Below are 26,407 nucleotides of genomic sequence, written 5' to 3'. Positions count from 1 at the left end.
TTTTCTATCAGTTAACAAAAATAAAAAACAAGATTACACACCAAAACACTGTGGTTATGTTGTAATCCCAATATATTATATATCATACAAATGCAATTCCATCAATTAATATGCTGTATTATCGGCTTTATGTTCACATAAATTTCAAAAATAGCCCTTTAATTCATTATGTTTCCCCGCCTCATCACACCATAAACTCCCAATTTTTAATAATGCCACACCATTCATTGTATAAAGACATATAATTTGCACTAAGGAAACATTTATGCTCAAATAAAAATATCATCTAATACATTTAAATGTATTGAAATAAACAGTAAGAATACTTACAATAATTTCATCAAGTTAACATTTCAAAGGGGAAAACTACTATGAATAAAGATATATCAAAAGATGAACATGTCCCTTCTCAAAGTACAACTGTTCAATCAGCGCATTTAGCATTAAGCGGACAAACGAAAGGCTTAAAAAGACTTTTACCATTCTTAGGTCCTGCTTTCATTGCTTCAGTCGCTTATATTGACCCTGGCAATTTCGCGACAAATATTGCCGCTGGATCACAATATGGATATTTATTACTCTGGGTAATTCTTGCTTCTAATTTAATGGCTGTATTAATCCAAACTTTATCAGCTAAATTAGGAATCGCTACAGGTAGAAACCTTCCTGAAATTGCTCGAGAAAACTTCCCAAAACCTGTTTCCATCGGCTTATGGATACAAGGTGAACTCGTTATTATGGCGACTGATTTAGCTGAATTTATTGGAGCTGCACTCGGATTGTACTTATTATTTGGGATTCCGATGTTACCGGCAGCTTTAATTACAGCTGCTGGATCATTTATTATTCTTGAATTTCAACGTAGAGGCTTCCGTCCATTAGAAGCTATTATAACAGGAATGATTTTTATCGTTGTTATCGCTTTTGGTGTACAAGTCTTTTATGCAAAACCGGAATTAAGTCCCCTACTTTCAGGACTTTTCATCCCAAAATTCCAAGGCGTAGACAGTATATTACTTGCAGCCGGAATTTTAGGTGCGACAGTTATGCCACACGCAATCTATTTACATTCCGCCTTAACGCAGCGCCGCGTAGTCGGAACAAATGATGAACAAAAGAAAAAGATTTTCCGATTCGAATTTATAGATATCATTATCGCAATGGTTATCGCTGGAGCAATTAATGCAAGTATGTTAATTGTTGCTGCTGCACTATTCTTTAAAAACGGCTTGCATGTCGAAGATCTTGATGTCGCTTTTAACCAGTTTAGCAACTTAGTCGGTCCTGTATCAGCTGCTTTATTTGGAATTGGTCTCTTATCAGCAGGACTATCTAGCTCTTCTGTCGGTACAATGTCAGGTGATATTATTATGCAAGGTTTCATTCGAATGCATATTCCGTTATACTTACGCCGATTTATTACAATGATTCCACCATTAGTTATTATCGCTTTAGGTGTAAATCCAACTTACGCTCTAGTCATGAGTCAAGTCGTCTTATCATTCGGTATTGCCTTTGCATTAGTACCACTTATTATGTTTACAAGTAGTAAAAAAATTATGGGGGCACTCGTTAACCACCGCATAACTACCTTTATCGCTTGGATCATTGCTGTACTTGTTATCATTTTAAATATTTTCTTACTGTATCAAACATTTGTAGGGTAAGGAGAAAAGGTATTCCAATAAACTGGAATACCTTTTTTAGTGAAGTAATTCTCTTTTAATTACCTCTTATATATGTCCCTCTTTCCGGCATCATCTCACCTTTTTCAGTTTGAAAGTACAGTGGCAATCCTTATGCTAAAAACATACTTACCTTGGATGGATCCTGCCTTTGATGATGAATATGTAAATGTGGCTCACTTGAACTTCCTGAGTTACCTACTTGAGCAAGAAATTCTCCTTCATTTACATGTTGTCCTTCCTTCACTTTAATTGACCCTTTCTTTAAATGCGCAAGAACCAAAAATGTCCCTGTTTCATCTAGTCGTAAATAAATATGATTTCCCGCCATTGACTGAAAATCATCCGATCCCGGAACTAAATCTTTTTCATCATTATTGATGGATACAACTGTTCCAGAAGCTGGTGACATTACTCTCGCTCCGAATATTCCATAATCCTCTAACTTATTACTTTTCACTTCAGCAGGTGGAATAAGAATATCATATGCCCATCGTTCATTTGGTTTTATAACGTGATAGTTCGCTTCTAATCGATCGCCACCCCATCCTACTAATGCTCGTTCATTCAAAGGAAAACGAACAACTATTTTAGGGCTCATAGACTGTACATTTGCTGGGTAAGCAAGTCCGCCTATGTTAGCGAACCATCCTAAGGGCCAAGCTCCAATTATAGAAAAAAGCACAATGAAGAGTAGCGTTCTATCTATTCGCTTTCTGAAAATGCCTTTCCACACAAATAGTAATACTGACCCTATCAAAATAAAGCTTGATACGAAGCTAAAGGCTTGTATACTCCACCAAAAAACGACTGATATAATACCATTAACTAAATAAATTACACTCCAACTTGTAAGTAAAAAAGCAACTAAAATTACCAACACATATTTCTTCCACATGTTATATCCCCACTCTCATATCCTTGTTCTACATGATACGAATTGAAAATTACAACATACGTAAGAAATACTTACGACTTTCTTACATTTCTTTATACTGCGGTAAAACGATAGTAAAAACTGTTTCTTTATCGTTACTACGTACAGCGATATCTCCTTTATGAAGTTCTGCTATACTTTTCGCAATTGCAAGTCCCATTCCTTTTCCACCTGTATGAGAGCTGCGTGATTTTTCACCACGATAAAACTTCTCAAAAACATAAGGCAGGTTCTCATCCGGAATACATTGCCCAAAATTTTTAATTTCTATTTCAACATTCATGTCTCTTTTAGAAATTTGAATTACAATCTCCTTTCCGTCTTTCCCGTACATAATACTATTACTAATTACATTTTCGAATAACCTCACCATAAGTGCTACATCCATTTCCACATGTAACTCCTTATCACCTTTCATACAAAAGCTCATATCGGCATCATCTAGTTGTGGTACAAAATCAATCATAATTTGTTCCATTAACGCTTTCATATTTACTACACTTTTATGTAATTCAATCTCTCTATAATTTATTTGACAGTATTCTAATAATTCATCAACTTGATTTTTTAATTCATAACTTTTTCGCTTTAATATGCTTACATACTGTTCACATTCTTCTCCATTTGCATGCAGCTTATTTCCTAATAAGTCCGCATAACCGATTAAAGATGTTACTGGCGTTCGTAAGTCATGCGAAATATTACTAATCATTTCATTTTTCATTTCCTGTGATTTTTTTTCATTCTCGATAGACTCTTTTAAGCTTTTCGCCATTCTATTAACATTTGTCGCTAGTTCACCAATCTCATCGCTTTTCGAAATAGGTATATGTATTTCAAAATTACCTTCACTTATTTCTTTCACGTTCTTGTTAATTTGAGACAACCTTTTCATCAGCGTTTTTGTCATGAATGCAAAGTATGTTGTAGTAAAAATCAAAAAAACTATAAAATATAAAAATGAATATTTTTCCTCTAAAACATTAACCTGACTATATATATTTCCAACCAAAATTTGAAACACTATTATACTTACAGTCGCTAACAAGATGCTACATATGAATGCGATAAAAAACTTAGCTCTAATGCCTTGTAATGATTTAATCTTCAATTTTATATCCGACTCCCCAAACATTTTGAATAAACTTCGGTTCTTTTGGATTCTCTTCAACTTTATTTCTTAATCTTGCGATATGAACCATTACTGTATTATTGCTTTCATAAGCCCTTTCTTTCCAAACGCTCTCATATATTTCTTCAATAGTAAATACACGATTCTTTGCAGCTGCCATTAAATACAAAATATCATATTCAGTTTTCGTAAGATTGATTGTTTCTCCATATAACATTACTGTTCTAGACGCTTCATCTATTTCTAAACCTCTAATATTTATTTTCTTTTCTATTACTTGGACAGCATTTTGATTGAAATATGTATACCTTCTTAATTGAGCCTTCACTCTTGCAATTAATTCAATTGTACTGAACGGCTTCACAATATAATCATCTGCTCCCGTACTAAATCCGACGACTTTATCTACGTCCGATGATTTTGCACTTAAAAACATAATTGGCAAACTATGTTTCTCTCTAATTCTTCTACACAATTCTATCCCATCCATTTGTGGCATCATAATATCCAAAATAGCAAGTTGAATACTGTTATTATTTATAATTTCTAAAGCCTCTTCTCCGTTATGAGCACTAAAAACTTTAAAACCTTCTTGTATTAAATTCACGTTCATAAATCTAACAATATCTTGATCATCATCTACAATTAAAATTGAATTTTTCTCCATATATAAACCTCTTTTTGAAATATATTCCACAATCAATTTTATCACAAATCAAAACTATACTCCCCTCTTGAATAATCTTTATTTTCAGACTAGATTATATAATAACAATACATTCTAGTTTCAAAAGAAATGGAGTGAAAGTATGTTTCCTATATTGAAAACTGAACGACTCATTTTACGAGAACTTACCGAAGAAGATGCACCAGGTATACTACAATGCTTCTCTAATACTGACGTACTGCGCTATTATGGCCAAAAACCGTTACAAGATATTGATCAAGTGAAACAAATTATTCATAACTTTAAACTGAGTTACAATGCAAGAAGCGGTATAAAATGGGGAATCGAATCAAAAGACAAGAAAGAACTCATCGGTACCATTGGTTTTCACGATTGGTCTTCTGAGCATAAACGAGCCAATATAAGTTATGCCTTTTTGCCTGAACACTGGGGACAAGGATATGCGACTGAAGCTGTTTCTGAGGTTATATCATACGGTTTCCATACGATTCATTTAAAGCGGATCGGAGCAATTGTATTTCTTGAAAATGAAGCTTCCAATAAAGTACTATTAAAATTAGGCTTTGAAAAAGAAGGCGTTCTAAAAAATTATATGTATCAAGATGACATTCCCTATGATACGAATTTTTATTCTTTATTAAAATCGTTTTAATAGAATACATGTGTAAAAAAACCTTACTTCAAAAAAGTAAGGTTTTTTGTATTTATTCATTTGCAATATAAGCATTCTTATAAGTATAAATACCACCAAATTGATGCTTTTCAATTCCTCTTACATAATCCTTTTGTACGTAAGCTGAGCCCATTTGATAAAGCGGTGCGACCGCAGCATCCCCTAATAGAATACGCTCGGCCTCTTGCAATGCTTCCCATCTTTTCTTCTGATCTAATACTAGATCGCTTTTCGCTTTCTTTATTAATTCATCGTAGTGACGGTTAGAATAATTCATTTTATTATTTTGATTACCCGTCGTAAATAGTTCTAAATAACTAATTGGGTCTTTATAGTCTGGTCCCCAATTTGCCATAGTTATATCGTAATCACCTGTTTGTTCTAACTGTAATTTTTGCTTAAATGGCTGTTGTTTAATTTGTATCGTTAATCCTTGTAAATTCTTTTCTAAATCACCTTTTATATATTCTGCCATACGTTTTGCGTTATCTTGTTCAAATGTTAAAAACTCGAAGTTTACTTGTTCTACTCCAAGCTCTTTTTTCGCTTCTTCCCAATTTTTTTTCGCACTTTGTACATCATATAAAGAAAGGTTTCCGTTTTCTTCCCTAAAATCTTTTCCCGTTTCTTCATTGATATGCCCAACTGGTACTAGCCCAGTTGCAGGTTTTGCTCCGTTATTAATAAAATGAGCAACGAAATCCTCTTTATTTAACGCGAATGAAATAGCCTGTCGCACTTTCTTATTTGCTAACGCACTATTTTTTTCATTAAAACGTAGCATAGCAATTGCAGGTTCGCTCGACATATGTAACTCCTTATCCCCTTTATACTTGTCTACAAATTGAGAATTAATAGGCACCCGGTCCAAATTACCAGCTTCGTATAAATTAACAGCGGTCATTGTATCCTTTACAATTTGAAAGTTTATCTCGTCTAATTTCACTTTCTTTTCATCCCAATATGTAGCATTTTTCTTTAATTGAAACTCTTGTTCATGCTTCCATTTCTCTAATACAAATGGCCCATTATATATGAGATTACTAGGTTCCAATGCATAATTCTTTCCTTGTTCTTTCAAAAATGATTCATGCTGTGGTAAGTAAATAGGTAGCGCTAACAACTGTAAAAAATACGGGATTGGCTGTTCAAGTTCCACTTCCAATTTATAATCATTTATAACTTTAACCCCAAGTTCAGCAAGAGGTACTGTTCCCTTATTTATCTCTTTTGCATTTTTCACGTAAAAAAGCATATACGCATATTGAGACGCTGTTTCAGGATTAATTGCACGTTTCCATGCAAACATAAAATCATTTGCTGTCACACTGTCTCCATTTGACCATTTTGCATCTTTACGCAAATCAAATGTATATTTTTTACCATCTTCACTTCTTTTAAACGATTTTGCTACCGCTGGAATAGGCTGATCTTGATTATCTAATACATACAACCCTTCAAATATGTTTTGCATAACGTGCGCTGACGTACCATCCATCGTTTTCGCGGTATCAAGAGAAGGAATCTCTTCTGATACTGTTACATTTAATACTTGTTTTTTTGACTCTGCATCACTTTTATTTTCCTTATTATTACAAGCTGTTAATAATAAAGATGTAACAAGTGCCATTACCATTAAATGGCTCTTTTTTCGCTTCATGAGTTGTTCTCCTTAAATATAAAATATTATAAAGCGTTATATATTATAGCAGAAATATGAACAGAAAGATGCGACATTCTTTTGAATATTTATTCGTTCAAGAAAAAAGTGACCCTTTTAAAAAGGATCACTAAAGATTGAATGTATAATCTACGCTGTTCGCTCAAGTTTAAAAAACATCTCCTATTGTATACCTCCCTTTTTGCTTTAACTTTTCTTCTGTTTCATATAAATCCCCCCATAATTAACTTAATAGACATATAGGTACAGTTTGGTTGGGATATTTTTTTATCTCCATTAAGAAATGCCGCTTTTTTTTGAAATTCAGGTCAAGTAGCAAGTGATATTTTACAAATCTTATACACTTAAGGATTTTGTAAGGATCAAGTAAGAAAAACGAGAACTTTGTTTCGTATAGTCAAAATATAAAGTGAAGAAAGAGAGATTAGGAGTTACTAGAGCGATTACGACAAAACCAGAACTGTTGGTTTTAGATGAACATATCAATGGTTTAGACGTTGTTACAACAGAACCTTAATTTATCATACCTATTTTTCACCATCACATATTGGAGGTTAAAACATGAATAAAAAAAAGAAAATACAAAAATCAATACTTTCCTTTACCCTGCTCTTTTCTTTAGGCATTTCATCTTTTCCGCTTACAACAGCTATTCACGCAAATACACATGAGGAACCATCTGTAGAAAAAAAACGAGTCTCTTTAACGGAGCGTACCTCATTATTTTTTGAATATCTCCAGCAAGATAAATATGTAGAGGCACTTCAGTTGACGTCTGCTGCTTTTCAATCCAAGTTTACAGCAAACACATTACAAAACTGGTGGACACAGAGTGGCTGGAGCGGTATAAAAAGCATGGGGCCCCCCGTGATAAAAGAACGAAACTTAGTCCATCAGACGGTGGAAATGCCAGCAGTTATCGAAGGAACTACCATACCGCTACTCCTTAAATTTACACCTGGCGGGAAAGTAGATGAAATTGGAGAAAGGCCTCCCAAGGAATCATATGCCATCCCGCATCCTAGCTATGATCAACCTGACTCTTATCAAGAACGTGAAATCGTCATCGGAAATTCCACCTATCCGTTACCAGCGACATTAACGGTTCCGAAACATAAGCCTGGTGAAAAGCTACCCGTAGTTGTTCTTGTTCATGGTGCTGGCATCCATGATCGCGATAGCACATATATGGGAACAAAAATCTTACGCGATCTTGCGGTGGGCCTTTCATCCAACGGAATTGCAGTGTTGCGCTATGAAAAACGTACCTTAGAACACGCATTAAAGATGAGTGCAGAACCTGTTACGTTAGACCGTGATACTACAGATGATGCAATATATGCAGCAAAATCAGCAGCGCAGCAGGAAGGCATTGATCCAAATAATATTTTCATTCTTGGACATAGTCTAGGAGCTGGCGCAATGCCACGTATACTAAGCAAATCACCTTCTTCACTTGTTAGAGGAAGTATCTTACTCGCACCACCTGCACGCCCCTTGACTGACATTGCCATTGATCAGAATCAATACCTAGGGGCGTCAAAGGAAGTAATCGATGAACTAAAAAGACAGTTCGCTTTTATCCAAGACCCTACGTTCAATCCTGAGCATCCTCCAACTGGCTACAATTTGGGATCGCCTCATTTTATGTATGATGTTTCTAGGTGGCGTCCTGTTGAAGAGGCAAGATCACGAAAAGAACCTTTACTGATTCTGCAAGGAGCACGCGATTATCAAGTAACAGTAAAAAATGAATATATAAAATGGCAGGAAGGGCTTTCAAACCGCAGGAATGTTCAGTTCAATGAATACCCAAAATTGAATCATTTCTTCACAGAGGGTGATGGGGAATTAAGTCTTCCTAGTGAATATGAAATCCCTGCTAATATTCCTAAATACGTAATTCAGGACATTATTAAATGGGTCAACGCGACAAAAGAATAAGAAACATCAAAATCCTTTAAATAATCATTATGATGTAAAGGATTTTTGAAACTAATGATTTTATCTAAATTCTTAACTTCTTTTTATTAATAAAAAGGTTCAAACACAAAAACAGGCTGTGGAGAAAACCTTCTCCACAGCCTAAAAATACCTATCTTTGCAAACCTCGTTTATATCGACTTGCTTCAAATATAATACGCTCTTCATCTAACGTTTTACATTCGCCATTCCAAACGACACGTTTTCCGTTAATAATTACATCGCTTATATCTTTTCCACTAGCAGCATACACAAGATGTGATAACACTTCATCCGCTGGTTGTAAATGCGGCTTATTAGACGGGTCAATCGTAATAAAATCAGCACACTTTCCAACCTCAAGTGATCCTGTTTGTTTCATACCGATTACTTCAGCAGCTCCTTTAGTCGCAAGTGTAAGTGCGGTTTCAACTGGTAACGCTGTTGCATCTTGGTGAATACCTTTTTGTAGTAAAGTCGCTATGCGCATTTCTTCAAACATATCTAAATTATTGTTAGATGCAACACTATCTGTTGCAATTCCTACTTTCATTCCTGCTTCTAACATCGCTTTTACATTCGCTATACCAGACCCTAGTTTTAAATTACTATTCGGATTATGAGCTACTCGAACGTCATGTTCCGCTAAAAATGCACGCTCATTGTCATCTAATACTACACCGTGTGCAATCACTGTTGGTCGTTTAAACAATCCGCAACTTGCCGCATATTCTACTGGACGTTTTCCGTACTGCGCTTCAATATCACGTACTTCACGCTCTGTTTCGGAAAGGTGAATATGAACCATCGTTTGATTTTCTACTGCAATACGTGCACACTCTTCTAACAGTTCTGTACTGCATGTATATGGACTATGCGGTGCAACCATCGTAGTTAACATACCACTTTCGTTATAGTAACGCTTCACATATTTCTCAGCTTCTTCAATTGCTTTCTTTTCATCCTCTTTCGTTCCGAAGCTAAATAAAGTTCTTGAAACAGCAGCTCGCATCCCGCTTCTTGATACCGTTTCCATAATTGCATCTTGATCTACTCCAATTGGATTAAACATATCAGAGAAAGATGTTGTACCACTTTTCACCATTTCAAGTAATCCTAATTCCGTACTAGCAACCGCAAGTTCTGGAGTAAATTGACTTTCAAGTGGCCAAATTCTTGTCTCAAGCCACGGCTGTAATAACATATCATCACCAATACCTCTTAAGAGACTCATTACAACGTGTGTATGTGTATTGACAAGCCCTGGCAAAACCCATTTTCCTTTCATGTCAATTACTTCATCTACTTCAAAATCATTAGCGAATTCTCCGCTCTTCACATCTATAATTTGATCATTTTCTACAATGATATATCCATTTTCTATCACTTCATTTTGTTCATTCATCGTTACGATTGTAGCGTTTACATAAGTTGTTTTCAAAAGTATTTCCCCTTTCAACTCTATGAAGTTCCCTTTAATAAGTTACCACCATTATAGTAACTTATTAAAGATTAAGAGTCAAAAGATAATTTCAATTCTTTCGTTATCTTTTTCTTCAACATGCAATATTGTTTTTCATTTGTATCTGCAAATGCTTCTTCTCGATTTGATTCTATATCCATATAATTCAGTTTTTCATTAAATTGAGCCTCTGTAAAATCAAACCTCTGTCCATCTATAAAGTTATAAAAGTGCCACGCCTCTCTTACTTTTGTCTTTTTAATCTCTCCTCCGTATATGTCTTGAACGACCAAAGCCGTTACACCACACTGTCCCTTTGCTGGATTCTCAGTCGTCCACTTTGAACTTGTTTCAATCGACCACGATCTTATTAATGCTTCATATATTCTTTTTTCCTTTACATCATCCACTCTAATCTTCCCCTACTATTAATAGTTTTACACATCATATTTCAAAAGAGGCAGTAAACGATCCTTAAAGACCGTTGATGGTGTCTCTCCGATTAACTGTGCGCCCATTTTCAAGTAATATCCTTTTGCATTCGGATCACTATCAATCGTAAAACTTTTTAAGCCTAGTTCATTTGCTTTTTCTATTACATACTTCCACATTATTTTCCCGTAGCCTTTCCCTTTGTAACGAGGATGAATGTACAGGAAATCGAGAGCTTTATCATTACGTAAAAATGAGAAAAATCCAATCTTCGTATTATCGTTTTCAAAAACATATACAAAATTATTATTTATATACTCTTCTGTAATAGTTAAATCTTCCTTACAGGCAAGTATGAATTCTTCACTATAATCCCACGTCGCTTTTGATTGTAGTGCGAGTTCACTTAATTCATTTGCTTCACTTAATAACGCTTCTCTTATCTTCATGATTCTTTCTCCTCACCTTCGATATGTAAACTATTAAAATGATTCGAAAAGTAATTAAAAAACCCTCTTATTTTCATAAATCTTTATTATAATTAGTACGGCCTGTAACAATGTATTTAAAGAAAAAAACGCCATCTTTGAAAGTTGGCGTTTTCTTCTTCTAAAATTTTTTTCAAACTCAATCTTTCGTTTTACTATTTCTAACGATACACACCTATACAGTTTCTACTACCGCCTCAAGCATTGTTCCATTTTTAGCATAATTCGTATGCCAAGAAAAAGCTTTTTCTAAAACATGAGGAGTTTGTCCACCTCTCGTTTTAGCTTCTTCGTAATAAGCTCTTAGCTGATCACGATACATTGGATGTGCGCAATTCTCGATAATTAATTCCACTCTTTCTCTTGGGGCCAGTCCTCTTAGATCAACATACCCTTGTTCAGTGACGATAACATCTACATCGTGTTCCGTATGGTCCACATGTGAAACAAAAGGAACGATACTTGAAATGTTGCCACCTTTCGCAATCGATTTCGTAACAAAGATAGCTAGGCGAGCATTTCTCGCAAAATCACCAGAACCACCGATACCATTCATCATTTTTGTGCCTAAAACGTGAGTAGAGTTCACATTTCCGTATATATCTAATTCTAAAGCAGTATTAATCGAGATTAATCCGAGGCGACGAATGATTTCAGGATGATTAGAAATCTCTTGCGGGCGCATCATTAATTTGTCACGATACTTTTCAAAGTTGGAAAATACTTTTTGCATTTTCTCCTCAGAGAGTGTGATTGAACAGCATGAAGCAAAATTGACTTTTCCAGCATCCATAAGATCAAAGACTGCATCCTGTAAAACTTCAGAATACACTTCTAAATCTTCAAACTCCGAATCTAACATTCCATGAAGAACAGCATTAGCCACTGAGCCAATTCCTGATTGTAACGGTGCTAAACGATTTGTTAATCGGCCTACTTCGACTTCTTTTCGAAGGAACTCTATTAAATGCTGTGCCATAATAACAGTTTCTTCATCCGGAGGAACAATTGTCGATGGTGAGTCTAATTGGTTCGTAAACACAATCCCTTTCACCTTTTCAACATCGATTGGAATGCCAATCGTTCCAATTCGATCATCCGTTTTCACAATCGGAATTGGAAGTCTTTCTCCTTGTTTACCTGGTTCATATAAATCATGCAGTCCTTCTAACTGCGTGGATTGAGCCATATTCATTTCAATAATAATGGACTTAGCATTTAAAGAAAACGCTAAAGAATTTCCTATTGAAGTTGTTGGAATAATCATGCCATCTTCAGTAATCGCAACCGCTTCCAAAATAGCAAAATCTACATCCATAACGTCAGCGCGAAGTAACTCTGATGTATGAGATAAGTGCTGGTCCACAAATAAAAAATCTCCGTTATTAATTCCTTTTCGCATAGTCGCATCAGCTTGGAAAGGCAATCTTTTCCCTAAAATTCCTGCTTCCGCAAATAATTTATCTACATCAGAACCTAAAGAGGCACCAGTATAAACATTTACTTTAAAAGATGTATCATTCTTAACTCGGTTTACAAGCGCAAATGGGACTGCTTTTACATCACCTGCACGTGTAAACCCACTTAAGCCTAAAGTCATTCCACTTTCAATCCATGAAGCTGCTTCTTCAGGTGTAACTACGCGATCTTTCAGACGTTCATCCCTAATTCTATCCAAATTATTCTCCATATGTAATCCCTCTCCCTATGAATATTCATAATTATTTTACACTTTAACAGTATCTAAATAGGGATTTCAGTATACAATGGCAAAAATTCAGACAAAACAGCGAATCTAGTCTCTAAAGCAGAATAATTTAGAATCCTAGAAGCTTACGAAAATAACTAGCGTATGATTGACTAACTGGAACCCTCTCTCCATTATCCATAGAAAGTAAAAAAGTAGAATGAGTATCAGGATAAATCGCTTGAATATGATTCACATTTACAATAAAGGAACGGTGGCATCTAATAAATGAATCTTTCGGAAGTAAGTATTCGAATTCTTGTAACGAGTATTTATGTGTCCCTGTTAACTCTTCTGCATTTACATACGTCTTTTTATCTTTCGCCTCTAAATACATGACTTTTGAAAAGGGAACCGGAATCCAGCCGTCCGTTGTTTTTAAAGTAACGACTGATTTTCCGTCCGTTAAAGCTGGATAAATGGCTGTCACGCAACCTTCAAGCTTTCCATTGTTTGAGAATGGTACGGCCATACCATGATAAGGAATACCAAAAACATCCCGATTCATAAACTCAGAGGTTTTTTGGTTTGTCACCATTGCTTTATGAGCAATCGTTCCTTCCTTTATAGGATCACCGACACTAATCTTTAAATCAATTCGTTTACTTGGCCGATAGTATATATATTCTTTCGTATTCGATACAGCAATTGAAATTTCATCTGAAAATAATTCCCCAACAACATCTAATAGTAAACCTAATGTTTTATCTTCCATTCTATTAACACCTCATTCACTATTATACTACTATTATGTATGGCCTCTGTTGCTTTATAAAAAGTTTGATTATTAATTTTATACATTTATCTCCTCATTTGCACAAGGCTTTCTGCTTATTTAATTATATAGAATATAACCTACCTTCAAATATGTAAAAATGACATGAACACTACATCAGTAAATACTTGCAACACCTACAAACAAAAAGTCCAAACTATAAACAGTCTGGACTTAGCTTTCATTCTCATTTATTATGTTCTTCTAACCACGAAATCAAATCTTGAAATACTTCTTCTCTATTCACTTCATGGAACATTTCATGTCTTCCATTTTCATATAGACGCAGCGTTACATCTTTTACGCCACATTTTTTATAATTTTCATATACTTCTTTTACACCTTTCCCCATATCTCCAACAGGATCACAATCTCCTGAAAAAATATGTATTGGAAGGTTTTGCGGTGTTTTCTTAAACTCTTCTAGTTTATTTACTTCTAACACACCAGAAAATAATTCTCGATAAAAACTAGTCGTACAAATGAATCCACATAATGGATCCGCAATATATTTATCTACTTGACTGTTATCTGAAGATAACCAATCAAATTTTGTGCGATTTGGTTTAAAGTGCGAATTGAAATTTCCGAAAGATAAAAAGTTTAGCATCGGACTTTTCGTTTTTGCCCCGCGTAATTTCATCTCAATTGTCGCTACTTTATGACCAATGACTCCTAAGAACCCTGGGTTTCCACCAGTTCCTGAAATAAGGAATCCATCATATAGTTCGCCTCTAAGTTGCACAGCTCGTCTTGATAGGAAAGATCCCATACTATGGCCAAGTAAAAATAATGGACATGACTGCTCTTCTTTTATCATTTCCGAAACAAAGATCACATCAGACACAACCTGATTCCACCCTATATCCGGTTCAAAATGACCATAGTCTTCTTCTCTTTTTACTGTTTTCCCATGGCCTTTATGATCATGCGCATAAACACCATACCCTGCTTCTAATAAAGCATCAATAAAATCTGTATAAACACCTGCATGTTCTGTCATACCATGTGCAATTTGAATAATCCCTTTCGGTTCACATTCTGGTAACCACTTGCGTAAATAAATTTCTGATTCATCCAATGCCGTAACGAAACTTTCCTGTACGTTCATTTCGTCAGCCCCCAACTCTATTATGTATCTCAAAAATGAATATCTATTCATTATTCTTATTATGTATTATATGCAATTGCTTTCATTATGACAAATGCCTACCTTTTCCGATTAGCTGTCAAACTATTTATGTTGACGAAACGTCTATAAAATTATATAGTTACTTACATAAAGTAACTATATGGTTTTAGGAGGTTTTTACTATGATGCCATCACTATTTTTAGCACATGGTTCACCAATGCTCGCTATTCAAGATACAGATTATACAAGTTTTTTAAAAACACTTGGAGAAACATATAAACCGAAAGCAATTGTTATTTTCACTGCTCACTGGGAAAGTGAAGTATTAACGATTTCCTCATCAGATAACGAATATGAAACAATTTATGATTTTGGAGGTTTTCCTCCAGAGTTATATGAAATTAAGTATCGTGCAAAAGGTTCTTCTAGCATTGCATCCATGTTAGAAACAAAATTTAAAAACAAAGGTATTCCAGTTCATCATAATATGACGAGAGGTTTAGATCACGGCTCATGGACACTATTGCACCGTATGTATCCAGAAGCAAATATTCCTGTCATACAAATATCAGTAAATCCATTCCTTTCTGCAAAAGAACAATTTAAGATTGGAGAAGCATTAAAAGGACTTGGACAAGAAGATATTTTAGTAATCGGTAGCGGTGTTACCGTTCATAACTTACGAGCACTGAAATGGAATCAAACTACACCCGAACAATGGGCAATTGAATTTGATGATTGGATTATAAAACATATGCAGACTAACGATAAAGATGCGTTGTTTAATTGGGAAAACAATGCGCCTCATGCACAATTAGCAGTACCAAGAGCAGAGCATTTTGTTCCTTTATTTATCGCTATGGGAAGTGGTGAAAATAGCGGTGAAGTCATTCACCGTAGTTACGAGCTTGGTACATTAAGTTATCTTTGTCTCCAATTTTAAAGAAAAAAGGATGAAGCAATCATTGCTTCATCCTTTTTTCATTCACTTAGTTAACTAACTTCCAAATGTCGTTTCTCTGATACCTCTTCGTTCTTATTATGAAAATAAACCCAAATACACGCAATAAACAATAGTGATGATGTAGAGAAGAAAACATATTGAAACCCTGCATGTGCTGCAATTTGTCCACCAAGTACTGGTCCAATCATATTTCCTAAAAACTGAAACGATTGATTATATCCAAATATTCGTCCCGTTACATGAGTTGGTGTATGTTGTTTTAGTAGAGTTTGTACGGAAGGTAATAATCCTGCTTGTGCAATACCTAATAAAAATCTAAGAATTAATAGTTGCCAAGCTGAGGTTACAAATGCTTGCGGGATAAAAATAATTCCTGCAGCAAACAACGCTACAACTAACGTTTTTTGAGGACCGATATGATCTGATAATCGTCCTAATCTTGGTGCTGCCAAAATAACAGCTAATCCTGTCGCTGACATAACGGCGCCTGCAATTGTTTCAATATGCGCTGTTTGAGGACCAACTAAATTTTTCACGTACAATGTAACAATTGGCTGAACAGACATATTAGCAAGTTGAATAATAAATGTTGTTACAAACAAACTAATAATCAAATGTTTAGCTGGAACCATCGTCCATACTTTTTTCGTTTGTACTTTTTTTGCTTGAGCAGAGTGATTTTCTTCATGTAGAAAGAAAAAAACGATGAGAAAGGAAAGGAATAAAAAAGCTCCTGTAACAAGAAAAACATGACGCATTCCAATTAACTCAGATAAATAACCTCCAAGTAACGGTCCAAGTAAAGAACCGCTCACGCCACCAGTTGAAATTGTGGAGATCGCCCAACCTGAATGCTCTTGCGGAGTTTCTGCTGCAATAAATGTCATTGCTGTTGAAAGGAAACCAGATACTGCTCCCATCAAAAATCTTAGTGCGACTAGTTGATATACATCCGTTACAAACCCCATAAGCGTCATAATAATCGCCATACCAAGGCTAGCACGAATTAGCATCAATTTCCGTCCATGTATATCACCAAGCTTTCCCCATATTGGTGATACGATCGCACCCATTAAAAATGTTACACCAAATGCAAGTCCCGACCACTGTGCAATACTAGAAGTGCCAGTCACCCCTAATTCCTCAATATAAAAAGATAAAAAAGGAATTACTAAACTCATACCGGCTGCAGTGGTAAAACAACCTAGCCAACAAATCATTAAATTTCGTTTCCAGCTGGCCATTTTCACACCTTCTTTCTTTAGATACCCATTCTACACCCTTTCTTATAAAAAGTTTAGTAATTTGCTTTATTTGTAAGATTTACTACAAAACCCGCTATTTTCTAATAAAAATCACTACATTCCCACATTTTTTTCATAATAAAACCAACTCCACCTAAATGAAGTTGGTTAATAATCCATGATCGGTATTAAACGTGCATTACAACATCTCTCATAAAACTCAATTGGGCCCGCTTGCCCAATAATTGCATATTCATAACCCTCTTGCTTCATACTATGCAGACTACAATGTAACAATTGCTTCCCTACACCTTTCACACGATTTTGTTTCGCCGTGCCCATTGGACCAAACAATCCTTTCTTTCCTCTCACTACGTCATAACAAGCGAAACCTACTATCACTTCTTCTTGCTCTGCTATATAAATAGGTAAGTTTTCTTTATATGTACGAAATCCATACTCTATCGAATGTAACCACCGTTCACCAAATTCTGCTTCAACAAAAATTGCTAATTGTTCAAAATCAGAAGCGTTAGCCTTTCTAACAGTACAAGTTAAATCATTATAAATAGGAACAAAACTTTTTAAATCGACTGCTAAATTTCTTGGCTCAGCTATAATACGTAATATATCTCTTTGCATCTGTGCATTTTCAATAACTGGATTTACACGAAATAATGCATATATAACATGTCCTTCATTAATTATTACTTGCTGAAAACGTTCCATACGTTTTTTCGCTATTTGTAAAATTTCTAGCGTCTTATGGGATAATTTATATTGTCCTATTTTTTTATAATCTTGATCCGTTAAATCATATTGTTTTCGTAATGAAAATTTTTCTGAAAAATCCGTACCCATATTACGGAACAAATACATATACAACTCGCCACAAACGCCAGTACCTTCTTTACACATGCCAATAAATAAATGAACTGGTTGAATGATATTACATTCTGCCTCTTCTGCTGCAATCTCCAATATGTTATGCACACGTTTTGTAAATTGAAACTCCTCCATATGTATTTCCATCCTCTACTAATTTACTAACAAACCGTAACCATAAATAATTGAAACAATTACACCCACTACCAATATACCTGGAAGTAAATTTGCCACCTTGATTTTAATAATACTAAGCAAGTTCAATCCAATAGCGGCTATCATAATACCACCTGTAGCTGTCATTTCTACTATAAATTGATTCATTAATTCCTTCGGGACCAAACTATTAATTTGTGTTGCAAAAATTGCAATACCACCCTCATATAAAATAACGGGAATCGCTGAAAATACTACGCCAATTCCTAAAGTTGTCGTTAATATAATAGAAATGAATCCATCGATAATTGCCTTTGTAAATAAAATATCATGATTTCCGCGAATCCCACTGTCGAGTGCACCAAGTATCCCCATCGCGCCAATTGCAAATATTAAAGTAGCTGTTACAAAACCTTCTGATATGCTCCCTTTCCCTTTCGATCCAACTTTATTTTCTAGCCAATCTCCTAACTGTTTTAACTTTCCCTCTAATTGTAACCATTCCCCGATGACGGTACCAATTACTAAACTTAGTATGACAACAAGAAAATTTTCACTTTTCAATGCCATTTGAAGTCCAAGTACAGTAACCGCTAAACCGATTGCATGCATAATTGTTCCCTTCATACTTTCTGGTATTCTACTAAATAATTTACCTAGTAAAGTACCAAATATAATGCAAATCCCATTTACAACTGCTCCTAATATAACCATTTCTCATTCTTCACCCTTCGAATTCTTTATTTCTATATTTTGGTTTATTCATTGATTTACAGGTTATCTATATGTTAACTTAATACTGAGAATATTAACAAATGTTTTTTCAATACATAAACCGCATTTTTTATATCTGTACATAAACCAATTACTTTTTATAGACTCATTGCTAATTTAATTGCGGGATAAACTCAAAAGGGAAGGTATTTATGAAAACTTTACTAAAACGATTTTTGTTAATAGCCTTTTGCATTACGCCAATTGTTGTATTAATTAACCACTCTTTTACTTCAAAAGCGAAAGACAAACCCGATTTCCAAAACAAATCTAGCAAAACTGCTTCAACGAGAGAAAAGAAAATAGAAGACCCAGAAATTACCCTCACCTTTTCTGGTGATACAATGTTCGATTGGCAATTACGTCCGGTAATCGAAAAAAACGGGGCTGATTATCCATTCCAGCATGTAAAAGAAGAAATAACAAAAGCTGATATTTCTTTCGTTAATTTAGAGTCTGCATTTACAACGAGAGAAAAAAAAGCTCTTGGACAACTGTTTTGGATTAAAAGTGATCCATCCACGCTTCAAGCTATAAAAAACACCGGTTATGACATCGTAAATATCGGGAATAATCATACACTTGATTACGGACAAGAGGGATTACTAGATACAATCTCTTACGTAGAAAAATCAAAGTTCCCTTACATTGGAGCCGGAAAAAATGCAAAAGACGCATATACGGCACGAGAAATGACTGTAAAAGGAAAAAAATTCAAATTCCTTTCATTCGTCCGATTTATGCCTGATTTCACTTGGGTAGCTGATGACAATAAACCTGGCGTTGCGAACGGATATGATTTAAATCTTGTAACAAAAACAATTAAAGAGCAAAAGAAAGATGCAGACTATTTAATTGTCTATATGCATTGGGGTGTCGAAAAATCAAATCGTCCGGTAGATTATCAAAAACAATATGTAAATAAAATGGTTACAGCAGGAGCCGACGCGATTGTCGGAAGTCATCCACATTGGTTACAAGGGTTTGAATATTATAATAACGTTCCTGTCGCTTACTCATTAGGAAACTTTTTATTCCCAAGTTATGTGAACGGAAAAAGTGCTGAAACTGGTGTATTAACTTTAACTTTTAAAGGAAAGGATGTCCAAATGTCATTCAATCCTTATATCATCCGTAACAACCAAGTTTCCCCTGTGAATGAGGAAGAAAAGAAAAAAGCTCTACAATATTTACAAGAAGTTTCAACCGATGTAGAAATTGATGATACAGGGAAAATAATAAATAAACGCAACTAAACAGTACAAGATCCATTTCTCTGTAACATACATTAGAGAATAGGTGATGAATATGCTAAAAGATTTATTAGAAAATGTAAGTTTGTTAGAGAATATTTATAAAATGTCTATAGCCGTTCTACTTTTATGTTCACTTTTCTCTGTTAGACTTCTAAAAAAAATAAAACGGGAACGAAAACTTACTACCTTTGAATTTACTATGTATGTAATCATTCGTATTGCGATCCTCTTTTGGTTAGCTAGCTTTATTCTTCTTGAATTTAATGAATATCTAGTTTAACTATAAAAAAGATAGAACAAGCATTATATTTCCTCGCTTGTATCTATCTTTTTTATTTGGGTGCTAACTCTTTCCTTCTATTAAATAAGCAAATCAAACAAAACAGGATTTTTATTAAGCTCCATAAATTGAATATTATTTTCTTTAAAACGGGTAATTAACTGCTCGTAATCTTCTTTATGTTTTAATTCTACTCCGACTAATGCTGGACCATTTTCTTTATTATGTTTCTTAATATACTCAAAGCGCGTAATATCATCTTCTGGTCCTAATCCTTTATCAAGAAATTCTCTTAGCGCACCTGAACGCTGCGGGAATTCAATGATAAAATAATGCTTTAACCCTTCGTAAATGAGAGAACGTTCTTTCATTTCTTGCATTCTATCAATATCATTATTCCCACCACTTAGCGTACATACAACTGTTTTACCTTTTATTTCATCTCTATATAAATCAAGCGCTGCAATAGATAGCGCACCAGCCGGTTCAGCTACAATTGCATTTTTCTTATACAGTTCTAAAATCGTCGTACAAACCTTTCCTTCTGGTACTAAAACAATATCATCAATTACATCTTTACACGTTTCAAATGTTAACTTTCCTACCTTTTTAACAGCTGCCCCATCAACAAAACTATCTATTTTCTCCAATGCGACATTTTCATTTTGAAGAAAAGCCTCTTTCATAGATGCAGCTCCCATTGGCTCTACACCAATGATCTTTGTAGCAGGACTAACACCTTTCACATATGTACCAACTCCTGATGCTAATCCACCACCGCCAATTGCTGTAAAGATATAATCAACCGTTTTCTCCATATCATGCATAATTTCAACTGCGACTGTCCCTTGACCAGCAATAACATATGGATCATCAAATGGGTGAACAAACGTCATCCTATTTTCTTCACAATAGCGCTGTGCTTCTTGGAAAGAGCTATCAAATGTATCACCAACTAATACAATTTCTGCGAAATCACCACCGAAAAATTGTACTTGTGACACTTTTTGTTTAGGTGTCGTCGTCGGCATGAAAATTTTTGACGGAATCTTCAATAAATTACATGTATAAGCTACTCCTTGCGCATGATTACCAGCACTTGCACAAACAACACCGTTTTGTAATTGCACTTTCGGTAAACTTTGAATTAGATTGTACGCACCACGAATTTTGAAAGAGCGAATTAATTGTAAGTCTTCTCGTTTTACATAAACGTCACAATCATATTTCTCAGATAAAACTGTATCACGTTGTAACGGTGTTTTAATAACGATATCCTTCATGCAATTATGAGCCATTAAGATATCTTCAATTTTCACTCTCTCCTTTACCTTTTGCACCATTTCATATCATCCTTATCTCTTTTATATTGGCTCAATCAAAATTTGGGACTTTTAAGACTGCACCTGTATTCGCCGACGTTACCATTTGTGCGTAGCGCCCAAGCCATCCCGTTTTCACTTTTGGTTCTGGTCGTTTCCATTCTTTTTTACGCTTAACTAATTCTTCATCACTAATTCTTACTTCTAACAACCTTTCCTCAACATCGATACAAACGATATCCCCTTGTTCAAGAAGTGCAATCGTTCCACCGGCAGCTGCTTCTGGCGAAATATGTCCTACTGAAATACCACGTGAAGCTCCAGAGAAACGTCCATCCGTTAATAGCGCAACATCTGCACCTAATCCCATACCAGCAATCGCTGACGTTGGTGCTAACATTTCCGGCATACCAGGGCCACCTCTTGGTCCTTCATAACGAATAACAACTACATCCCCTTTCTTAACCTTCCCAAGCATAATGCCTGCAAGCGCCTCATCTTGCGAATTAAAAATAACGCATGGTCCTTCAAATCGTTTTACTTCAGTTGCCCCACTTTTAATAACTGCCCCATCCTTCGCAAGGTTTCCTTTTAATATACGTAATCCACCTTCTTCACTATGAGGGTTTTCAAGAGAATGAATAACTTCCTTATCTTTAATCTCTGCATGAGCAATGTTCTCTCTTAAGGTTTGCCCAGTAGCAGTAATACGATCTAGATGAAGTACCCCTTCTTTTCGGCTCATCTCTTTCAAAATGGCACTAATCCCGCCTGCACGATCAATATCTTCCATATGCCAATTGGACGCAGGGCTTACTTTACATAAATGTGGTACACGTCTTGAAACGGCATCAATACGGCTCATATCATAATCTAGTCCTGCCTCATGTGCGAGTGCTAGTGTATGTAACACTGTATTTGTTGAGCCGCCCATCGCCATATCAAGCGCGAACGCATCATCAATTGCTTCTTCCGTTACAATGTCTCGTGGTTTAATATCTCTTTCAATTAAAATCTTTAATTTTTCTGCTGCTTCTTTAATTAACTCCTCACGTCTCGGATCAATAGCCAAAATACTTCCGTTACCAGGAAGAGCTAAACCTAACACTTCACATAAACAATTCATAGAGTTCGCTGTAAACATACCGGAACAAGAACCACAAGATGGACAACCATGATCTTCAATATCCTTTAATTCTTCTTCTGAAATTTTCCCAGATTGATAAGCTCCTACTCCTTCGAAAACAGAACTTAAATCAACAACTTCTCCTTTAGATGTTTTTCCGGCCGCCATCGGACCACCTGAAACAAAAACAGTTGGAATGTTAATACGAAGTGCAGCCATCATCATACCAGGTGTGATTTTGTCACAGTTTGGAATACAAATCATGCCATCAAACCAATGGGCATTTACAACCGTTTCCACTGAATCTGCAATAATTTCACGACTCGGAAGCGAATAACGCATACCGATATGCCCCATCGCAATACCGTCATCTACTCCAATTGTATTAAATTCAAATGGAACCATGCCTGCTGCACGTACTGCTTCTTTAACAAGTTTCCCAAACTCATTTAAGTGCTTATGACCTGGAATAATTTCAATAAAAGAATTACAAATAGCTATAAACGGTTTATCAAAATCTTCATCTTTCAAACCAGTTGCTTTTAATAAACTACGATGCGGCGCTTTATCAAAACCTTTTTTAATCATGTCACTTCTCATCTTGTCAAATCCCCTCTTACGTATTTTTCACTTACAATCTATTACTCTATTTCTTTACTAATTCTTTCGGTGCATGAATCCAGCTCATCATTTCACGAAGCTCTGCTCCTACTTTTTCTAACTGATGATTTTGCTCTGCTTTTTTCATCGCATTATACGTTGGACGCCCAGCTTGGTTTTCTAAAATCCATTTCTTCGCGAATTCACCTTGCTGAATTTCTGTAAGTACTCGTTTCATTTCTTTCTTCGTTTCATCTGTAACAATTCTCGATCCTGTTACATAATCTCCGAACTCTGCCGTATCGGAAATAGAATGGCGCATGTTCGTTAAACCACCTTCGTACATTAAATCAACAATTAACTTTAATTCATGTAAACATTCGAAGTATGCAATTTCAGGGCGATATCCGCCTTCTGTTAACGTTTCAAAACCAGCTTTCACAAGTGCAGTTACACCTCCGCAAAGTACCGCTTGCTCACCAAACAAATCCGTCTCTGTTTCTTCTTGGAATGTCGTTTCAATTACACCTGCACGTGTACAACCTACACCTTTTGCATAAGCAAGTGCTACATGTAACGCTGTGCCTGTTGCATCTTGATGTACTGCGACTAATGCTGGAACACCATTTCCTTCTTGAAATACACGGCGAACGAGATGACCTGGACTTTTTGGCGCAACCATCGCTACATCTACGTAACTTGGCGGATTAATTTGGCCGAAGTGAATGTTAAATCCATGTGAAAAAAGTAACATTTGTCCTTCACGAAGATTCTCTTCTACCTCTGCTTTATACACATGAGCTTGCTGTTCATCTGGCAGTAACATTTGTACAACTTGCGCGGTTCGAACTGCTTCTGAAACAGACATTACTTCAAATCCATCTGCTTTTGCTACTTCAAAAGACTTACCAAGCCGAACACCAACTACAACTTCCACACCAGAATCGCGTAAATTTTGCGCCTGTGCATGACCTTGAGACCCATAGCCAATTACCGCAACTGTTTTCCCTTTTAATAACTCTACATTTGCATCTTGCTCATAATATGTTTTCATACTCCATACACTCCTTATAATTTGTTTACTTGCAGTACATTGATTAACTTTTTCAACTGACCGACGAGTAATGTTGCTTCTTGTTCTGTACAAACTGCCGTTAACTCCATTTCACTTTCATTTAAATTTAATGAAGAAATATAATAACCACGCCGAGCAAAAATTCCACTTATGCGTAATAAGACATTTGGATCGTTATCGATAACTAATGAAAAAGTATGACTCATTCTTCCCACCTCTTCATAATCATTTCGTTATTCCCTTTATTTGGTGGAACCATCGGAAATACGTTTTCACCTTCTTCTACACAAAAATCAACTACGACAGGTCCTTCATGAGCAAATGCTTCTAACATCACTTGTTTCGCCTCGGTTGAATTTATCGCTCTTAATCCTTTCACTCCATAAGCTTCTGCCACTTTCACAAAATCTGGAGATCCAATTTTCGACTCTGACAATCGGTTTTCATAAAACATTTCTTGCCATTGCCTTACCATCCCTAAAAATTTATTGTTTATAATAAATACTTTTACAGGGATGTTATTTTCAGCAATTGTTTGTAGTTCTTGAATATTCATTTGAAAAGAAGCATCACCTGCAATACAAATAACGAGTTCTTCTTCTTTTGCAAGCTGAGCACCAACTGCCGCCGGGAAGCCAAATCCCATCGTTCCTAATCCACCTGATGTTAGAAAAGTCCGCGGGTTTTTCGCTTTATAAAAATGCGCAGCCCACATTTGATGCTGTCCTACTTCTGTCGTAACAATCGCTTCACCATTCGTTAATTCACTTACTAAGCTAATAACATGCTGTGGTTTTAACTCACTTTCTTTTTGAATATAGGAAAGAGGGTATTCCGCTTTCCATTCCTCGGTTTTCGTAAGCCATTCATCTGTCTGTGTACAAATTGGCATATGTAACAACATGTGTAACGCTTTTTTTACATCTCCAACAACTGGATACTTTACCGCTACATTTTTTTGAAACTCCGAAGGATCTATATCAATATGTACCTTTTTCGAATGCGGAGAAAAGAGTTCTAATTTTCCTGTTACACGATCATCGAAGCGAACACCTAAAGCAAGTAATAAGTCACATTCTGTTACTGCCATGTTTGCAGCGTACGTTCCATGCATACCGAGCATTCCTAAAAATAATGGATCTCCCGGCGGATATGCACCTAGTCCCATTAAAGTTGACACGACTGGAATACGATTTTCTCTTGCAAATTTGATCAGTTCATCAGATCCATCTGAATGAATGACACCTCCTCCAATATAAAGAAGTGGACGTTTCGCTTTTGAAATTTCTTTCGCTACCTCTCTAAGTTTCATGCTGTCTGGTACGAGTTCTGGTTTGTACCCCGGAATATCAACTTCTTCATTAAAGAAACTGGTGACTTTTGCATTTTGAACATCTTTTGGAATATCAATTAATACCGGCCCCGGCCGCCCGCTTTCGGCGATGTAAAAAGCTTCTTGTACAATGCGCGATAAATGATTCACATCACGAACTTGGTAATTATGCTTTGTAACAGGTACTGTAATTCCAACAACATCTGCTTCTTGAAATCCGTCTTTACCAATTAATGACTTTGCAACTTGCCCTGTAATGACAACTAAAGGAATCGAATCCATATAAGCATCTGCTAAGCCCGTAACTAAATTTGTCGCCCCTGGGCCAGAGGTAGCAAAGACTACCCCGACCTTTCCAGAAGCTCTCGCATATCCTTCTGCCGCATGAATAGCAGCTTGTTCATGACGAGTTAAAATGTGCTTTAAACCACTTCCGTATAACGCATCGTACACTGGCAAAATCGCTCCGCCCGGATAACCGAAAACAGTCGTTACGCCTAAATTCTTCAAGCATTGAATAACGTGTCCAGCTCCTGTCACATCTTCACACTGTAATTTCTCATATGTTGTATACTGTTGCTCCATTTTAATTAACTC

The 26,407-nt window shown here is 35.7% G+C and carries 23 protein-coding genes and 1 pseudogene; 6 read left to right on the top strand and 18 right to left on the bottom strand.

Features of this window, described 5'->3' with window-relative positions; translation table 11 throughout:
* Positions 1 to 371: 371 nt before the first annotated feature.
* Positions 372 to 1,667: an Nramp family divalent metal transporter gene (locus ACTFR9_RS01950; protein ID WP_074542865.1), complete on the top strand. Its 1,296-nt coding sequence runs from the start codon at positions 372 to 374 to the stop codon at positions 1,665 to 1,667.
* 55 nt (positions 1,668 to 1,722) lie between these two features.
* Here ACTFR9_RS01950 and ACTFR9_RS01945 read toward each other — a convergent pair.
* The 3 genes and pseudogenes from ACTFR9_RS01945 to ACTFR9_RS01935 form a co-directional block, all read right to left on the bottom strand.
* Positions 1,723 to 2,583, bottom strand: a pseudogene (locus ACTFR9_RS01945) (peptidoglycan DD-metalloendopeptidase family protein).
* 82 nt (positions 2,584 to 2,665) lie between these two features.
* A complete protein-coding gene (locus ACTFR9_RS01940) occupies positions 2,666 to 3,733 on the bottom strand; it encodes a sensor histidine kinase (RefSeq protein ID WP_000695279.1) in 1,068 nt (355 codons plus the stop codon).
* Entirely contained in the window at positions 3,723 to 4,421 is a 699-nt protein-coding gene (locus ACTFR9_RS01935) for a response regulator transcription factor (RefSeq protein WP_000414531.1), read from the bottom strand. The genes ACTFR9_RS01940 and ACTFR9_RS01935 overlap by 11 nt, the downstream gene beginning before the upstream one ends.
* Before the next feature lie 142 nt (positions 4,422 to 4,563).
* Between ACTFR9_RS01935 and ACTFR9_RS01930 the strand changes: the two genes are divergently transcribed.
* Positions 4,564 to 5,094 (top strand): GNAT family N-acetyltransferase, encoded by a 531-nt coding sequence (locus ACTFR9_RS01930; RefSeq protein ID WP_440048936.1) that lies wholly within the window; start codon positions 4,564 to 4,566, stop codon positions 5,092 to 5,094.
* Positions 5,095 to 5,146: 52 nt separating this feature from the next.
* Here ACTFR9_RS01930 and ACTFR9_RS01925 read toward each other — a convergent pair whose 3' ends face one another.
* Complete coding sequence (locus tag ACTFR9_RS01925; RefSeq protein ID WP_440048935.1) at positions 5,147 to 6,775, bottom strand: peptide ABC transporter substrate-binding protein; 1,629 nt, start codon at positions 6,773 to 6,775, stop codon at positions 5,147 to 5,149.
* A gap of 582 nt (positions 6,776 to 7,357) precedes the next feature.
* On the opposite strand from ACTFR9_RS01925, the gene ACTFR9_RS01920 reads away from it, so the two are divergent.
* Positions 7,358 to 8,740: an alpha/beta hydrolase family protein gene (locus tag ACTFR9_RS01920; RefSeq protein ID WP_440048934.1), complete on the top strand. Its 1,383-nt coding sequence runs from the start codon at positions 7,358 to 7,360 to the stop codon at positions 8,738 to 8,740.
* Between the two features lie 151 nt (positions 8,741 to 8,891).
* Here ACTFR9_RS01920 and ACTFR9_RS01915 read toward each other — a convergent pair whose 3' ends face one another.
* From ACTFR9_RS01915 to ACTFR9_RS01890, 6 genes are all read right to left on the bottom strand, one after another.
* Complete coding sequence (locus ACTFR9_RS01915; protein WP_025991679.1) at positions 8,892 to 10,217, bottom strand: bifunctional S-methyl-5'-thioadenosine deaminase/S-adenosylhomocysteine deaminase; 1,326 nt, start codon at positions 10,215 to 10,217, stop codon at positions 8,892 to 8,894.
* A gap of 53 nt (positions 10,218 to 10,270) precedes the next feature.
* The gene (locus ACTFR9_RS01910; protein ID WP_000342916.1) at positions 10,271 to 10,630 is read right to left on the bottom strand and encodes a YunG family protein; all 360 of its coding nucleotides are present in this window, start codon (positions 10,628 to 10,630) and stop codon (positions 10,271 to 10,273) included.
* Positions 10,631 to 10,657: 27 nt separating this feature from the next.
* Positions 10,658 to 11,101, bottom strand: a complete 444-nt coding sequence (locus tag ACTFR9_RS01905; RefSeq protein WP_000701911.1) for a GNAT family N-acetyltransferase — start codon at positions 11,099 to 11,101, stop codon at positions 10,658 to 10,660.
* A 214-nt stretch (positions 11,102 to 11,315) separates the two neighbouring features.
* Complete coding sequence (locus ACTFR9_RS01900) at positions 11,316 to 12,830, bottom strand: acetyl-CoA hydrolase/transferase family protein (protein WP_000429782.1); 1,515 nt, start codon at positions 12,828 to 12,830, stop codon at positions 11,316 to 11,318.
* Positions 12,831 to 12,957: 127 nt separating this feature from the next.
* Positions 12,958 to 13,602, bottom strand: a complete 645-nt coding sequence (locus tag ACTFR9_RS01895; RefSeq protein ID WP_000389714.1) for a LytTR family DNA-binding domain-containing protein — start codon at positions 13,600 to 13,602, stop codon at positions 12,958 to 12,960.
* A gap of 247 nt (positions 13,603 to 13,849) precedes the next feature.
* A complete protein-coding gene (locus ACTFR9_RS01890; RefSeq protein ID WP_001102555.1) occupies positions 13,850 to 14,773 on the bottom strand; it encodes an alpha/beta hydrolase in 924 nt (307 codons plus the stop codon).
* A gap of 203 nt (positions 14,774 to 14,976) precedes the next feature.
* On the opposite strand from ACTFR9_RS01890, the gene ACTFR9_RS01885 reads away from it, so the two are divergent.
* The gene (locus ACTFR9_RS01885; RefSeq protein WP_000982925.1) at positions 14,977 to 15,738 is read left to right on the top strand and encodes a DODA-type extradiol aromatic ring-opening family dioxygenase; all 762 of its coding nucleotides are present in this window, start codon (positions 14,977 to 14,979) and stop codon (positions 15,736 to 15,738) included.
* 50 nt (positions 15,739 to 15,788) lie between these two features.
* Here the strand turns inward: ACTFR9_RS01885 and ACTFR9_RS01880 are convergent, their stop codons facing one another.
* The 3 genes from ACTFR9_RS01880 to ACTFR9_RS01870 all read right to left on the bottom strand — a co-directional run bounded on the left by ACTFR9_RS01880 (position 15,789) and on the right by ACTFR9_RS01870 (position 18,758).
* Positions 15,789 to 17,003 (bottom strand): multidrug efflux MFS transporter, encoded by a 1,215-nt coding sequence (locus ACTFR9_RS01880; RefSeq protein WP_000179317.1) that lies wholly within the window; start codon positions 17,001 to 17,003, stop codon positions 15,789 to 15,791.
* A 168-nt stretch (positions 17,004 to 17,171) separates the two neighbouring features.
* Positions 17,172 to 18,023 (bottom strand): GNAT family N-acetyltransferase, encoded by an 852-nt coding sequence (locus tag ACTFR9_RS01875; protein ID WP_229136417.1) that lies wholly within the window; start codon positions 18,021 to 18,023, stop codon positions 17,172 to 17,174.
* A gap of 18 nt (positions 18,024 to 18,041) precedes the next feature.
* Entirely contained in the window at positions 18,042 to 18,758 is a 717-nt protein-coding gene (locus ACTFR9_RS01870) for a DUF554 domain-containing protein (protein ID WP_000236043.1), read from the bottom strand.
* A gap of 212 nt (positions 18,759 to 18,970) precedes the next feature.
* Between ACTFR9_RS01870 and ACTFR9_RS01865 the strand changes: the two genes are divergently transcribed.
* Together ACTFR9_RS01865 and ACTFR9_RS01860 are read left to right on the top strand one after the other, a co-directional pair.
* Positions 18,971 to 20,074, top strand: coding sequence for a CapA family protein (locus ACTFR9_RS01865; protein ID WP_171484037.1), 1,104 nt, complete (start codon positions 18,971 to 18,973; stop codon positions 20,072 to 20,074).
* A 52-nt stretch (positions 20,075 to 20,126) separates the two neighbouring features.
* On the top strand, positions 20,127 to 20,354 hold the full coding sequence (locus tag ACTFR9_RS01860) for a hypothetical protein (protein WP_000910228.1): 228 nt from the start codon (positions 20,127 to 20,129) through the stop codon (positions 20,352 to 20,354).
* Positions 20,355 to 20,434: 80 nt separating this feature from the next.
* On the opposite strand, the gene ilvA is transcribed toward ACTFR9_RS01860, so the two are convergent.
* Genes ilvA through ilvB form a run of 5 tightly spaced genes read right to left on the bottom strand, consistent with a single transcriptional unit; the run spans position 20,435 to position 26,395 of the window.
* Entirely contained in the window at positions 20,435 to 21,697 is a 1,263-nt protein-coding gene (gene ilvA, locus ACTFR9_RS01855) for a threonine ammonia-lyase IlvA (protein ID WP_044790453.1), read from the bottom strand.
* 31 nt (positions 21,698 to 21,728) lie between these two features.
* The gene (ilvD, locus tag ACTFR9_RS01850; protein WP_171484036.1) at positions 21,729 to 23,402 is read right to left on the bottom strand and encodes a dihydroxy-acid dehydratase; all 1,674 of its coding nucleotides are present in this window, start codon (positions 23,400 to 23,402) and stop codon (positions 21,729 to 21,731) included.
* A gap of 46 nt (positions 23,403 to 23,448) precedes the next feature.
* Positions 23,449 to 24,456 carry a ketol-acid reductoisomerase gene (gene ilvC / locus ACTFR9_RS01845; protein WP_171484035.1) on the bottom strand — a complete coding sequence of 336 codons (1,008 nt, stop codon included), beginning with the start codon at positions 24,454 to 24,456 and terminating at the stop codon, positions 23,449 to 23,451.
* Positions 24,457 to 24,470: 14 nt separating this feature from the next.
* Positions 24,471 to 24,683, bottom strand: a complete 213-nt coding sequence (locus tag ACTFR9_RS01840) for an ACT domain-containing protein (protein WP_000019906.1) — start codon at positions 24,681 to 24,683, stop codon at positions 24,471 to 24,473.
* Positions 24,680 to 26,395 (bottom strand): acetolactate synthase large subunit, encoded by a 1,716-nt coding sequence (gene ilvB / locus ACTFR9_RS01835; protein WP_000437840.1) that lies wholly within the window; start codon positions 26,393 to 26,395, stop codon positions 24,680 to 24,682. The genes ACTFR9_RS01840 and ilvB overlap by 4 nt, the downstream gene beginning before the upstream one ends.
* Positions 26,396 to 26,407 lie beyond the last annotated feature (12 nt).

It is taken from the genome of Bacillus cereus group sp. MYBK222-1, from assembly GCF_051916425.1.
Taxonomy (GTDB): Bacteria; Bacillota; Bacilli; order Bacillales; family Bacillaceae_G; genus Bacillus_A; species Bacillus_A paranthracis.
The sequence above is the reverse complement of the archived record's forward strand: the minus strand, read 5'-3'. Positions and strand labels throughout refer to the sequence as shown.